Origin of the sequence: Streptomyces sp. NPDC048604, from assembly GCF_043199435.1 — a bacterium.
GTDB lineage: Bacteria > Actinomycetota > Actinomycetes > Streptomycetales > Streptomycetaceae > Streptomyces.
The window spans coordinates 84,778-97,558 of sequence record NZ_JBICVX010000007.1 but is presented as its reverse complement, the minus strand read 5'-3'; the positions used below and the strand labels follow the sequence as shown (position 1 = coordinate 97,558).

Here is a 12,781-nt window from a genome sequence, read left to right as displayed (position 1 = left end):
TAGGGAAGGATGCTCGGAATGACCCAGGATCCCGTCCGTTACGAACGCCGCGGCCCCGTCGCGTACGTCACCATGGACCGCCCCCGCTACCGCAACGCCCAGAACTCCGCGATGACCTACGCCCTGGACGCGGCCTTCTACCGGGCGGCCGACGACCCGGAGGTGAAGGTCGTCGTCCTGGCCGGCGCCGGGGAGCACTTCTCCGCCGGCCACGACATCGGCACGCCCGAACGCGACGCCCACCTGCCCTTCGAGCGGCACGCCGGGCTCTGGTGGGACCACTCCGACAAGAGCGGCGCGGAGGCCCGGTTCGCCCGCGAGTCGGAGGTGTACCTGGGGATGTGCCGGCGCTGGCGGGAGCTGCCGAAGCCGGTGATCGCGGCGGTCCAGGGGGCGTGCGTGGCGGGCGGGCTGATGCTCGCCTGGGTCTGCGACCTGATCGTGGCGAGCGAGGACGCGTACTTCGCGGACCCGGTGGTGCGGATGGGGATCCCGGGGGTGGAGTACTTCGCGCATCCGTGGGCGATGCCGCCGCGGATCGCGAAGGAGTTCCTGTACACCGGGGACCGGATGCCGGCCCGCCGGGCGTACGAACTCGGCATGGTGAACCGGGTCGTCCCGCGCGACGAACTGGGCGCCTCTGTCGACGAGTTGGCGCTGCGGATCGCCGAGATGCCGCGGATGGGCCTGGCGCTGACCAAGCGCGCGGTCAACCAGGCCGAGGACCTCCAGGGCCTGCACGCCGGCATGGACTCGGTCTTCGGCCTGCACCACCTGGCCCACGCGCACAACGCCGAGACGGCGGCGGACTCCCTCGGCGGGATGGACGTGGCGGCGATGAAGAGGAGGGCGTCGGTCTGATGGATCTTCACGAGAGTGCGGAGATACGGGAGTTCCGGGCCCAGGCACGGGACTGGCTGCGCCGGCATGTGCCCGCCGAGCCGCTCCCGTCCCTGGAGACCCGCGAGGGCTTCGCCGCGCACCGCGCGTGGGAGGCCGAACTGGCCGCCGCCCGCTGGGCGGTGGTCTCCTGGCCGCAGGAGTACGGCGGGCGGGGCGTCGACCTCTTCCACTGGCTGGCCTTCGAGGAGGAGTACTGGGCGGCGGACGCGCCCGGCCGGGTCTCGCAGAACGGCATCAACCTGCTCGCGCCGACCCTCTTCGACCATGGGACCGAGGAGCAGCGGGCCCGGGTGCTGCCGTCGATGGCGACCGGCGAGGTGGTCTGGGCGCAGGCCTGGTCCGAGCCGGAGGCCGGCTCCGACCTCGCGTCGCTGACCTCGCGGGCGGTGCGCACGGACGGCGGCTGGCTGCTGTCGGGGCAGAAGACCTGGTCGTCGCGGGCGGCGTTCGCGGACCGGGCGTTCGGGATCTTCCGCACCGACCCCGACGCGCCCAAGCCGCACCAGGGGCTGACGTATCTGATGTTCGACCTGCGCGCGCCCGGGGTCACGGTCCGGCCGATCGGCCGGCTCGACGGCAAGCCGGCGTTCGCCGAGCTGTTCCTCGACGGGGTCTTCGTCCCGGACGCGGACGTGATCGGCGAGCCGGGGCGGGGCTGGCGGATCGCCATGTCGACCACCGGCAACGAGCGCGGCCTGACGCTCCGCTCCCCCGGCCGCTTCCTGGCCGCCGCGGACCGCCTCGTCCGGCTCTGGCGCGAGCAGGGCGACCCCGGGGACACGGCGCTGCGGGACCGGGTCGCGGACGCGGTGATCGGGGCGCGGGCGTACCGGCTGTTCACGGCGGCGGGCGCGGCGCGGTTCGCGGGCGGGACGCAGATCGGCGCGGAGTCCAGCCTGAACAAGGTCTTCTGGTCGGAGTACGACATCGCCCTGCACGAGACGGCGCTCGACCTGCTCGGCGCGGACGGCGAACTCGCCGACGGGGAGTGGCCGGAGGGCCATGTCTTCTCGCTCGCCGGCCCGATCTACGCCGGGACGAACGAGATCCAGCGCGACATCATCGCCGAGCGCCTGCTCGGCCTCCCGAAGGGCCGCCGCTGATGGGTTTCCTGCTCACCGACGAACAACGCGCCTTCGCCCGCTCGCTGGACGCGATGCTCACCGCCGCGGACACCCCGGCGGCGATCCGCGCCCGCGCGTCCGGCGACGACGGACCGGCCCGGGCCCTGTGGACGCGCCTCGCGGAGGCGGGCGTCCTCGCGCTCGCGGCCCCGGAGGCGTACGAGGGCGTCGGCCCGCTCCCGGTGGAGACGGCCGTCGCCTTCGAGGAACTCGGCCGCCACGCCGTCCCGGGCCCCCTGGCGGAGACGGTCGCGGCCACGGCCCTCCTGACGGCCCTGGCGGAGGCGGGCGTCGAAGCCCCGGCGAAGCGGCTCCTGCCCGACGTGGTGTCGGGGGCGACGGCGGCGACGCTGTGGGTGGACGGGGGCGGGGCGGGCTCGGGCGCGGAACTGCGTGCGGCGGACGGCCGGACGGCGGCGGACGCGGCGGGCGGCAGCCATGCGGAGACCGCGCCTCGCGCGGGCGGTGGTCCGTACGCGGTCGACGCCGATCTCGCCGGCGTCGTGCTCGGGGTCGACGGCGACCGGCTCGTCCTCGCCGCCGGGGTCCGTGAGCTGCGGACGTCCGCCGACCCCGGGCGGCGCCTGGCGGTGCCCGAGGCCGGCGGGGAGGTGCTCGCGGCCGGGCCCGCCGTGACCGCCGCCGCCGAGCGGGCCCGGCGCTGGGCGGCGCTGGCCACGGCCGCGCAGTGCCTGGGCCTCGGGCGGGCGCTGCTCGACCGGACGGTCGCGTACACCCGGCAGCGGACGCAGTTCGGGGTGGCCGTCGGCTCGTTCCAGGCGGTGAAGCACCGGCTCGCCGACGTGCTGATCGGCCTCGAGTTCGCCCGGCCGCTGGTGCACGGCGCGGCGGTCACCCTCGACGCGGCGGACGTGGCGGCGGCCAAGGTCACGGCCGGCGAGGCCGCGTACGCCGCCGCCCGCGCCGCGCTCCAGCTGCACGGCGCGATCGGCTACACGCAGGAGCTGGACCTGTCCCTCTGGCTGCGCAAGGCCCGTCCGCTGCGCGACGCGTGGGGCACGCCCGCGCAGTGCCGGGCGGCCGTCCTTGCGGCCGCCGTCGGCGGGCGACCGGACTGATCAGGTACGACGCTGCGTGCGGACCGGGCTGCCCGGCCGCCAGGTCCGCACGACCAGCTCGTCGTCCTCGACGCTCGTGCGGACGACCTCCGTCAGGCCGAGCCGGTACATGTGGAACGGCAGCGGCGCGCCCAGCGCCTCGGCGAACCGCTCCTGCGTCTCCCGGTCGGTGACCTCGACGGCCCGGCCGGAGACCCGTACGTCGCCGCCGCCCATCGCCGTGCCCTCGCCCGGGTTGGCGAGCAGCGAGAACCGCGGGTCGCGCCGCAGGTCCCGCGCCTTGCGGGAGTCGGGCATCATCGTGAGCACCAGCTCGTCCAGCGGGAACTTCGCCTCCAGGCCGCTCAGCCGGGGCGAGCCGTCCTTGCGGAGCGTGGCGAGGACGTGGTGCGTGTACTTCCCGAACCGCTCCCGCACGGTCGCGGCGAGTTCGGGCTCGGCCTGCTGGAACTCGGGCCAGGTCATGGTGGTGGTCGTCGTCATGACTCCAGCGAACCGCAGAAACCCGACAGCTTCCGTCCGGATTACTCCGAAGGCTCGCTGAACTGCCCCGAAGGCTCCCGGGTACTGCGCCGAACGCTCCGGAGTACCGCCCCGAAGGCTCGCGGGACTGCCCCGAACGCTCCCGGCTGCTACTCCGTGCGCTCCCGCTCGCCGGCGCTGCGCTCCACGCAGAACTCGTTGCCCTCCGGGTCGGCGAGCGTCACCCAGCCCAGGCCGTCCGCCCGGCGGTGGTCGCCGACCAGCGTCGCGCCGAGCTTCACCACCCGCTCCACCTCCTCGTCGCGGCTGCGGTCCTGCGGCTGGAGGTCGAAGTGGACCCGGTTCTTGGCCGACTTCGCCTCGGGCACGGTGACGAACAGGACGCTCACGCCCTCCGTCTCCACCAGTGCCTCCGGGTCGCCCGGCGCGTCCTCGTCGGAGACCCTGCCGTCCAGCACCTGCGCCCAGAAGGAGGCCTGCGCGTAGGCGTCGGAACAGTCGAACGTCACGTGTCGCACAAGAGAAGCCATGCGCGCCACTATTCCGGACGGGACGCGCCGCGGGCCACGCGATTTCGGCGGAGCGGCCGGATCAGTACGCCGCTGCCGCGCCCACGGCGCCGTCCCGCACGATGCCCTGCGCCCGGGCCGCCCGCAGCCACGCCGGGAACTCGGCGACCAGCAGCTCGTACAGCTCCGCGTCCGACACCCGGCGCGGGTCCTGGCCGACGTGGAAGAAACCGGCGTTGTCGACGGGGCGCCTGCCGGGCACGGCGAGCTCGTCGAGCTTGCGCAGGAAGTCGAACTGCCGGCTGTGCGGGTCGCCGAAGCCGACGAACTGCCAGAAGAGCGGCAGCTTGGCCGCCTTGCACAGGTACTTCTCGGCGGCGAGCTTGTTGATCGGCCCGCCGTCCGTCTGGAAGACGACCAGCGCGGGGGCGGTGGAGCCGCTGTCGAGGTAGTGGTCGATGACCGCGTCCATGGCCAGGTGGTAGCTGGTCTTGCCCATGTGGCCGAGACCGGCCACGATCCGGCCGATGCGGCCCTGGTGGTCGGCGAGCGCGATGTCCGTCTCGGCGTCGACGTCGGTGGAGAAGAACACCACCGGCACCCGGCCGTCGTCGTCGAGGTGCGTGGAGAGCCCGAGCACCCGGTCGGCGAGCTCCTGCACGCTTCCGTCGTTGTAGTACGGCTTCATCGAGCCCGAGTAGTCGACCACCAGGTACACCGCGACCCGCTGCCCCTCCAGGCCGTGCTTCTGCACCGAGACCCCGGCCGTCTTGTAGAGGCTGACCAGGGCCGGGGCGGACTCCTCGATCTTGCGCAGGCTCAGGGCCATGGGTGCGGGTCTCCGTTCCGGCGTACGGCGACCCGTCGGTCGCGGTGCAGCCGAGCGTACGGGAGGTACCGGCCCATACGCCAAGGAAGCACCGCTCAGGCCGCGTTGAGCCCCAGCAGTCCCGCCAGGCGGGCGCGGTGCGACTCCGGGGAGCCCAGCAGCCGGGACGCGCCGTGGGCGCGTTTGAGGTGGTCGTGGGCGGGGTGCTCCCAGGTGATGCCGATGCCGCCGTGCAGCTGGACGGTCTCGGCGGCGACCGTCCGGTACGCCTGTGTGCACGCCGACTTCGCGGCCGCGGCGAGCCGCGGGAAGGCGGGCGTGCCGTCGGCGTGCGCGGCGGCCCGGGCGAGCGATCGGGCCGCCTCGACCTCGGCGTGCAGATCGGCCAGCCGGTGTTTCACGGCCTGGAACGCGCCGATGGGCCGGCCGAACTGGACGCGGTCCTTGGCGTACCGGACGGTGAAATCCAGCGCCCGCCCGGCCGCGCCCACGCACTCCGCGGCGAGCGCGACGGCGCCGACGTCCCGTACCCGCGCGAGCACGCGTTCCCCGTCGCAGCAGAGCAGCCGCGCGGGCGCGCGGTCGAACACGATGCGCGCGAGCGGCCGGGTCCGGTCGAGGGCCGGGACGGCGTCGCACACGACGCCCGGGCCGGCCGGCGCGTACAGCCCGAGCCGTCCGCCGGGGGCGCGGGCGAAGGCGTACACGAGGTCGGGGGCTTCGGGCCCGGTGAGGACGTACTCCTTCACGCCGGAGAGGTACCAGGCGGGTCCGGAGGACTCGGGAGGCACGGCGGCCTGAGTGGCCTGCGCCGCCCATGTCGCCCGTGTCGCCGTCGTCGCGATGGCCTCGGGCTCCCAGCCGTCCGTCTCCGCCCAGGCCAGCGCGGCGACGCGGGCGCCGTCGGCGAGGCCCGGCGGGAAGGGGGCCCCGGCCTCGGCGAGGGCCACGGTCGCGAGGACCGCGGAGCCGAGGTACGGCAGCGGGCTCAGGGCCCGCCCCAGCTCCTCGGCGACCACGGCCAGTTCGGGCACACCGCAGCCGAGGCCGCCCTGTTCCTCCGGGACCGCCAGGGCGGCCGCCCCGATCTGCCCGGTGAGCGGGCGCCAGGTGGCGGGACCACCCTCGGTGCGGGTCAGCAACGACCGTACGGCCGACCGCAGTTCGGCCTGTTCCGGCGTGTCCCTCATGACTCTCCCCTCGCGGCGCGCCGCAGCTCGCCCTTGAGCAGTTTGCCGCCGGCGTTGCGCGGCAGTCCGGGCACCGGGACGAACCGGCGCGGCACCTTGAAGTTGGCGAGCCGCTCCCGGCTCCAGGCGGTCAGTTCGGCCGCGTCCACCTCCCGCGTGGTGACGACGAAGGCGACGCCCACCTCCCCCAGCCGCTCGTCGGGCGCGCCGACGACGGCCGCGTCGGCGATGGCCTCGTGCTGGAGCAGCACGTTCTCGATCTCGGCCGGGTACGCGTTGAAGCCGCCGACGACGTACATGTCCTTGAGCCGGTCGGTGATGGCGAGATGGCCGCGCGCGTCGAGGACGCCGATGTCGCCGGTGCGCAGCCAGCCGTCGTCCGTCGTCGCCTCGGCCGTGGCGTCGGGGTCGTCGAGGTAGCCGCGCATCACGTGATAGCCGCGGACCTGGACCTCGCCCGGTTCGCCGGGCGGCCGCGGCTCGCCGGCCGGGGAGGCGATCCGCACCTCGGTGCCGGGCAGCGGCAGGCCGACCGTGTGGGCGACGGTGTGCGCGTCGGCGTCCGTCGGGCAGACGGTGACGACGCCGCCGCACTCGGTGAGCCCGTACGCGGTGAACACGTCGGGCGCGCCGAGCACCTCGCGGATCTCCTCGACGAGCGTGGTGGGCACGGACGCCGCGCCGGTGCCGGCGAGACGCAGCGCGGACAGGTCGTGTGCGGCGCGCCGCGGGTGGTGGATGAGGCCGTGGAAGACGGTCGGCGGTCCCATCAGGCAGGTGACGCGCTCGGCGGCCATGCGCCGCAGGATGCGGTCGGCGTCGTACACCGGCTCGGGGATCATCGAGACGCCGCTCAGCAGGCAGGCGAGCACCCCGGCCTTGTAGCCGAAGGTGTGGAAGAACGGGTTGACGAGCAGATAGCGGTCGCCGGGGCGCAGGGTGACCAGCCGGGCCCAGTCGGCGTACAGGCGCAGGGTCTGGGCGTGGGTGCTCATGACGCCCTTGGAGCGGCCGGTGGTGCCGGAGGTGTAGAGGATGTCGCAGAGGTCGTCGGGGCGTACGGCGGCGGCGCGGGCGGCCCGTTCGGCGTCGGGCACGGCCGCGCCGGCGGCGAGGTACGCGTCCCAGCCGGGGCCGTGCAGCGGGACGGTGGCGCGCAGCGCGCCGAGGTCCTCGCCGGAGCCGTGGAGGGCGGCGGCGTAGTCGGTGCCGAGGAAGTCGTGCTCGGTGAAGAGCAGGGTCGCCCCGCTGCGGCGGACGATGTCGGCGGCCTCGGCGGGCTTGTAGCGGGTGTTGACGGGGACGAGGACCGCGCCGGCGCCGACCGCGCCGAGCGCGGCGGTGATCCAGTGGCGGCTGTTGGGGGCCCAGATCGCGACCCGGTCGCCGGCGGCGACGCCGTGGGCGAGCGCGGCCCGCGCGGCGGCGGCGATCTCGTCGTTCAGCCGGTCGAAGGTCCAGCGTTCCTCGCCGTCGGCGAGGGCCTCGCGGCCGGCGTGGACGGCGGCGGCCCAGCCGGGCAGCGCCGCGAGCGTGGCGGGCAACTCGTCCGGGGCGAGGGGCGGTTGATCGGAGATACGGCCTGGCAAGGAGACACCCTCCCTACTTGACGTATGGGCGTGGCCGGTATCCAATCACGAGTGTTTCGGTTAGGCATATACCTAGTAGGAACATTCCCCGGGAGGTTCCCCCGTGAGCACCACACCCACCACACCGATCACACCCACCACACCCCTGCCCGACCTCAGGTCCGCGCTCTCCGGCTTCTGCACCGGAGTCGCCGTCGTCACCGCGCTCGCCCCGGACGGCCGTCCGGCCGGCATGGCGGTGCAGTCGTTCTCGTCCGTCTCGCTCGATCCGCCGCTGGTCTGCTTCTGCCCGGCGCACACCTCGGCCACCTGGCCGGTGATCCGCGCCGCCGGGCGGTTCGCGGTGAACGTGCTGGCCGACGACCAGGAGGAGCTGTGCCGCCGGTTCGCGGTGACCGGCGGCGACAAGTTCGCCGGGGTGCGCTGGCGCCCCGGCCCGAACGGCGCGCCGCTGCTCGACGGCGCGCTCGCGAGCGTCGTCTGCGAGCTCGCGGACGTCCTCGACGGCGGCGACCACGCCATCGCCCTCGGCCGGGTCACCTCACTGACCGCGCACCGCGACGACGCCGCCCCGCTGCTCTACTTCCGCCGCGGCTACGGGCGGCTGCCGCGCTCCAGCTCCTCGATGTCGGCCAGCATGGCGTCGGCGAGGTCGCGCTCGGAGGCGTAGTACCGCTCGGCCCACTTGAGGGTGAGCATGGGGTACTTCCACGCCTCCTCGGTCTGCGCGCCGGCCACGTCCGCCGCCGCGCGCAGCCGCATCGATTCCGCGAACTCCCGGTGCTTGCCGAGGACTTCGCGCATCTGCTCGGGCTCCAGAAGATGCCCGAGCCACAGCCGCAGCATCGGCCCGTGCTTGAGCACCGGCGGGTCGACGGGCGCGGTGCGGGCCCAGGTCCGCACGGCCGCCATGCCCTCGTCGGTGATCCGGTAGACGCGCTTGTCGCGGGTGCCGGTCTCCTGGGCGACCATCCGCGAGGCCGCGAAGCCGGCCTTCTCCAGGCGCTTGAGCTCGCCGTAGATCTGGCTGAACGACGGGCTCCAGTAGAAGAAGCGCAGCGACCAGTCGGACCACTTCTTCAGGTCGTAGCCGGACAGCTCCTCGCCGTAGGAGAGCAGTCCGAGCACGGCCCAGCTCGTCGCGGGGAGCGCGGGGATCTCCTGGCCCTCCGCCTGTCCGGCGGTCTTCTTCTCCGTCACGCAGCGAAGTCTACGCACCCCTTCCACCCTCTACGTATGCCTGCTAGAAGTATTCCTATTCGAAATAGAGGAGGTCCCATGAAGTTCTCCATGATCTTCGAGGCCCAGCTCGTCGACCCCACCCCCGAACGCGAACGCCAGGTCATCCACGACTGCGTCGAACAGGCCGTCCACGCCGAGGAGATGGGCTTCGACCGGATCTGGGCGGTCGAGCACCACTCCCTCACCCAGTACGCGCACATGAGCGCCTCCGAGATCTTCCTGACCTGGGTCGCCGCCCGGACGCAGCGGATACGCATCGGCCACGGCGTGGTCACCATGCCGTTCGGCTACCAGCACCCGGTCCGGGTCGCCGAGCGGGCCGCGATGCTCGACGTGCTCTCCGGCGGCCGGGTCGACGTCGGCGCCGGGCGCGGCGCCACCCAGCAGGAGATGCGGATGTACGGGGTGCGGCCCGAGGACACGTATCCGCAGATGGAGGAGGCGCTGCGGATCTTCGCGTCGGCGTGGCGCGAGGAGCGGTTCGAGTGGCACGGCTCGCTCGACATCGGCCCCGGCGCGATCCTGCCGCGCCCGGTCCAGGACCCGCACCCGCCGCTGTTCATGGCCTGCTCCAAGCACGACACGCTCAAGCTGGCCGCCGAACTCGGCATCGGCGCGCTGGTGATGGGCTTCGCCGGGGCCGACGACGTGCGGGCGATGCGCAAGGTGTACGACGAGGCGATCGCCGGCCGGGGCCCGGACCGGCTGGTGTCGACCGAGGTCAACGACCACTTCTCGGCGCTCTGCCCGACGATCGTGCTCGACGACGCAGCCGCGGCGCTGCGGATCGGCACCCGCGGGCAGCGGTTCTTCGCCGAGTCGATCGCGCACTGGTACGGCAACGCGCCCGCGCCGACGGGCTACGCGGACGACGAGGGCGCCGAGGACCATGTGGCGGCGCTGGCCCGCGGCCGCGAGGAGCTGGTGGCCCGGCTGCACGAGGCGAACATCCCGGCCCGGCCGGTCGACACCGGCACGTTCAACGCGGAGCACGCGTACGGCGACGCGGCGACCGCGATCGACTACGTGGAGCAGCTGCGGCAGATCGGCGTGGACGAGGTGATGTGCCTGATCCAGATGGGCACCGTGCCGCAGGAGGTCTGCATGGAGACGATCCGGCAGTGGGGCGAGAAGGTCATTCCGCACTTCCGCGCGCTGGAAGGGACCTCCGCGTGACCTCCCTCGACGGCAAGGTCGTGATCGTGACGGGCGCGGCCCGCGGCCAGGGCGCGGCGGAGGCCGCGCTGCTGACGGCGGCGGGCGCGCGGGTCGTGCTGACGGACGTGCGCGAGGAGGAGGGCCGGGCGGTCGCCGCCGGGCTGGGCGAGGCGGCGGCGTTCGTCCGGCACGACGTGACGTCGGCGGAGGACTGGGATCGGGTCGCGGCCACCGCGACGCGGACATACGGCCGGCTGGACGCGCTGGTGAACAACGCGGCGCTGTGGCGCACGGCGCCGGTGCAGGACGAGACCCCGGAGAACTTCGAACTCCTCCTGAAAGTAAATCTGTTGGGCCCGTTCCTGGGCATGCGGGCGGTGCTGCCCGCGCTACGGGAGGCGGGCGGCGGCTCGATCGTGAACGTCTCGTCCACCGCCGGCCTGGTCGGCATCCCGGGCCACGCCGCGTACGGCTCCTCGAAGTTCGGCCTGCGCGGACTCACGCGCTCGTCGGCGCTGGACCTCGCCCCGTACGGCATCCGCGTGAACTCGGTCCACCCGGGCGCGATCGACACCCCGATGACGGCGCCCGTCGCGGGCCGCGACTGGTCGCACGTGCCGCTGGGCCGCATGGGCCGCCCGGAGGAGGTCGGCGTGCTGATCGCCTTCCTCGTCTCGGACGCCTCGTCGTACGTCACGGGCACGGAGTTCACGGTGGACGGGGGGCTGACGACAGGATGACGGACCCCCTGACCCCACAGGCCCGCGCGCTCTGCGACGCGATGACGGCGGCGTTCCCGCCGCCGGGCGACGCGGAGGCCCTGCGGGCGGCGGCCCGCGCCGGAGTCCGCCCGCCGGCGGCGTCGACGCTGACGGCGGAGGACCGGACGGCGGCGGGGGTGGCCGTACGGGTGTACACCCCACCGCGCCGCGCGGCCGGCGCCGCCCCGCCCGTCGTCGCGGACCCGCCCGTCGTCGTCTTCGCGCACGGCGGCGGCTGGGTGCTGTGCGATCTCGACACGCACGACGGGCTGTGCCGCGCCCTCGTCGAACGCAGCGGCGCGACCGTCGTCTCCGTCGACTACCGGCGCGCGCCGGAACACCGCCACCCGGCCGCCGAGGACGATGTGCACACCGCCCTGACCTGGGCGGCCGCCGCGTACCCCGGGCGGGCGCTGGTGCTCGCCGGCGACTCCAGCGGCGGCAACCTCGCCGCCGCGGCGGCACTGCGGGCGCGGGACGGCGACGGGCCCGCCGTCGCGGGGCAGTTGCTGTTCTACCCGGTGCTCGACCACCGGCTCGACGGGCCGTCGGCCGAGGCGTACGCGGAGGGCTTCTTCCACACCACCGCGCACATGCGCTGGTACTGGGAGCAGTACCTGGGCCCGGACGGCGACCCCGTGGCGGCCTCCCCCGGGCTCGCCGCCGGCCTCGCCGGCCTGCCCCCCGCCCTGCTCGTGCTCGCCGACTGCGACCCGCTGCGCGACGAGGGCCTCGCGTACGCGCGCCGCCTGTCCGCCGCCGGCGTCACCGCCCAGGTCCATCTGCACACCGGCGTCTTCCACGGCTTCCTCGGTGCCCGGGGCGTGCTGCCGGAGGCGGACAAAGCACTGGACGGGGCCGCGGCCTGGCTGTCTACCCTCACCGGGTGACCATCCGCACCCCGTACCGCCCGCTCGACATCACCGTCCCCTTCCCCGAACTGTCCGCGTACGCCCGCACGGGCACCCGGCTTCACCCCCGCCCGGGAGCCCCGGCGGCGGACAGTTCGGTGGGCGGGCCGCTGCTCTGGCCGGCGGACGAGGCGTGGCCGGTGTGCGAGCAGCACGGGCCGGGGACGCGGGGCATCGCGCCGGAGCGCGAGCGGCGCTACCGCCGCGTCCTGCGGGAGGTGTACGAGCGGCCGCGCATGCCGGACGGCGGCCTCGCGTACACCGACGAGGAGCAGGCCGAGTTCGACGCCCTGTCCGCCGAGCCCTGGCACCGGCCCGACCGACACGAGGGCGGCCCGCTGCCGCTCCTCGCCCTGGCGCAGTTCTCCACACGGGACGTGCCCGACCTGGGCCCCTTCGCCCCGCCGGGCGCCGACCTGCTCCAGGTGCTGTGGTGCCCGTTCTACGACCACGAGGACGGGCCGTTCAGCCACTTCGGCCCGTACACCCGGCTGTACTGGCGGCGGGCCGCCGACGTGACCGAGCCGCTCCCCGCCCCGCCCGAACCGGCGGTCGTCGAGGCCCGCTATCTGCCCGAGCCCTGCGTGCTCAGCCCCGAGCAGGTCGTCGAGTACCCCTTCGCGGACTATCTGCCGGACGAGCTGGTCGCCCGCATCGACGCCTGGGAGGACGAACTCCGGGCCAGGATCGGCGAGGAGGCGCCCTGGTACCAGTACGACCTCTCCCTCGCCCCCGGCTGGAAGATCGGCGGCTGGGACTCCTGGCACAAGACGGACCTGTACCGCGTGTACTGCGACGCCTGCGGGACGGAGATGCGGGTGCTGCTGACCATCGACTCGTACGAGTCGGGCGGCAGCTGGGGCCCGTACCCCGTCGTCGGGCAGCCGACCGAGGTCAAGGTCGGCCGCGACGGCGAGTACCGCGCCTTCGCCTGCCCCACCGACCCCATGCACCCGCACCGCATGAGCATGCAGTGAACAAGCAACAGCGCCCGCCCAGTGTC

14 protein-coding genes are annotated in these 12,781 nt (G+C 74.2%); 8 read left to right on the top strand and 6 right to left on the bottom strand.

Annotated elements, in window-relative coordinates; genetic code table 11:
* The first annotated feature begins 18 nt into the window (after positions 1 to 18).
* Genes ACGFMM_RS16605 through ACGFMM_RS16595 form a run of 3 tightly spaced genes read left to right on the top strand, consistent with a single transcriptional unit; the run spans position 19 to position 3,106 of the window.
* Entirely contained in the window at positions 19 to 861 is an 843-nt protein-coding gene (locus ACGFMM_RS16605; RefSeq protein WP_393647044.1) for an enoyl-CoA hydratase, read from the top strand.
* The gene (locus ACGFMM_RS16600; protein WP_393647043.1) at positions 861 to 2,006 is read left to right on the top strand and encodes an acyl-CoA dehydrogenase family protein; all 1,146 of its coding nucleotides are present in this window, start codon (positions 861 to 863) and stop codon (positions 2,004 to 2,006) included. The genes ACGFMM_RS16605 and ACGFMM_RS16600 overlap by 1 nt, the downstream gene beginning before the upstream one ends.
* Entirely contained in the window at positions 2,006 to 3,106 is a 1,101-nt protein-coding gene (locus ACGFMM_RS16595) for an acyl-CoA dehydrogenase family protein (protein ID WP_393647042.1), read from the top strand. Before ACGFMM_RS16600 ends, ACGFMM_RS16595 begins: the two co-directional genes overlap by 1 nt.
* On the opposite strand, the gene ACGFMM_RS16590 is transcribed toward ACGFMM_RS16595, so the two are convergent.
* The 5 genes from ACGFMM_RS16590 to ACGFMM_RS16570 form a co-directional block, all read right to left on the bottom strand.
* Positions 3,107 to 3,589 (bottom strand): pyridoxamine 5'-phosphate oxidase family protein, encoded by a 483-nt coding sequence (locus ACGFMM_RS16590; protein ID WP_393647041.1) that lies wholly within the window; start codon positions 3,587 to 3,589, stop codon positions 3,107 to 3,109.
* A 149-nt stretch (positions 3,590 to 3,738) separates the two neighbouring features.
* Positions 3,739 to 4,119: a VOC family protein gene (locus tag ACGFMM_RS16585; RefSeq protein ID WP_393647040.1), complete on the bottom strand. Its 381-nt coding sequence runs from the start codon at positions 4,117 to 4,119 to the stop codon at positions 3,739 to 3,741.
* A gap of 61 nt (positions 4,120 to 4,180) precedes the next feature.
* A complete protein-coding gene (locus ACGFMM_RS16580; RefSeq protein ID WP_393647039.1) occupies positions 4,181 to 4,927 on the bottom strand; it encodes a vWA domain-containing protein in 747 nt (248 codons plus the stop codon).
* A 95-nt stretch (positions 4,928 to 5,022) separates the two neighbouring features.
* Positions 5,023 to 6,117 (bottom strand): acyl-CoA dehydrogenase family protein, encoded by a 1,095-nt coding sequence (locus ACGFMM_RS16575; protein ID WP_393647038.1) that lies wholly within the window; start codon positions 6,115 to 6,117, stop codon positions 5,023 to 5,025.
* Positions 6,114 to 7,706 carry a FadD3 family acyl-CoA ligase gene (locus ACGFMM_RS16570; protein ID WP_393647037.1) on the bottom strand — a complete coding sequence of 531 codons (1,593 nt, stop codon included), beginning with the start codon at positions 7,704 to 7,706 and terminating at the stop codon, positions 6,114 to 6,116. The genes ACGFMM_RS16575 and ACGFMM_RS16570 overlap by 4 nt, the downstream gene beginning before the upstream one ends.
* A gap of 103 nt (positions 7,707 to 7,809) precedes the next feature.
* Here ACGFMM_RS16570 and ACGFMM_RS16565 point away from each other — a divergent pair, with 103 nt between their 5' ends.
* Entirely contained in the window at positions 7,810 to 8,376 is a 567-nt protein-coding gene (locus tag ACGFMM_RS16565; RefSeq protein WP_393647036.1) for a flavin reductase family protein, read from the top strand.
* On the opposite strand, the gene ACGFMM_RS16560 is transcribed toward ACGFMM_RS16565, so the two are convergent.
* Complete coding sequence (locus ACGFMM_RS16560; protein ID WP_393647035.1) at positions 8,301 to 8,906, bottom strand: PadR family transcriptional regulator; 606 nt, start codon at positions 8,904 to 8,906, stop codon at positions 8,301 to 8,303. The two genes, ACGFMM_RS16565 and ACGFMM_RS16560, sit on opposite strands and share 76 nt — an antisense overlap.
* Before the next feature lie 78 nt (positions 8,907 to 8,984).
* Between ACGFMM_RS16560 and ACGFMM_RS16555 the strand changes: the two genes are divergently transcribed.
* Genes ACGFMM_RS16555 through ACGFMM_RS16540 form a run of 4 tightly spaced genes read left to right on the top strand, consistent with a single transcriptional unit; the run spans position 8,985 to position 12,755 of the window.
* Positions 8,985 to 10,124 carry an LLM class flavin-dependent oxidoreductase gene (locus ACGFMM_RS16555; RefSeq protein WP_393647034.1) on the top strand — a complete coding sequence of 380 codons (1,140 nt, stop codon included), beginning with the start codon at positions 8,985 to 8,987 and terminating at the stop codon, positions 10,122 to 10,124.
* The gene (locus ACGFMM_RS16550) at positions 10,121 to 10,846 is read left to right on the top strand and encodes a glucose 1-dehydrogenase (RefSeq protein ID WP_393647033.1); all 726 of its coding nucleotides are present in this window, start codon (positions 10,121 to 10,123) and stop codon (positions 10,844 to 10,846) included. Before ACGFMM_RS16555 ends, ACGFMM_RS16550 begins: the two co-directional genes overlap by 4 nt.
* On the top strand, positions 10,843 to 11,757 hold the full coding sequence (locus tag ACGFMM_RS16545; protein WP_393647032.1) for an alpha/beta hydrolase: 915 nt from the start codon (positions 10,843 to 10,845) through the stop codon (positions 11,755 to 11,757). Before ACGFMM_RS16550 ends, ACGFMM_RS16545 begins: the two co-directional genes overlap by 4 nt.
* Positions 11,754 to 12,755 (top strand): hypothetical protein, encoded by a 1,002-nt coding sequence (locus ACGFMM_RS16540; protein WP_393647031.1) that lies wholly within the window; start codon positions 11,754 to 11,756, stop codon positions 12,753 to 12,755. Before ACGFMM_RS16545 ends, ACGFMM_RS16540 begins: the two co-directional genes overlap by 4 nt.
* Positions 12,756 to 12,781: the final 26 nt, after the last annotated feature.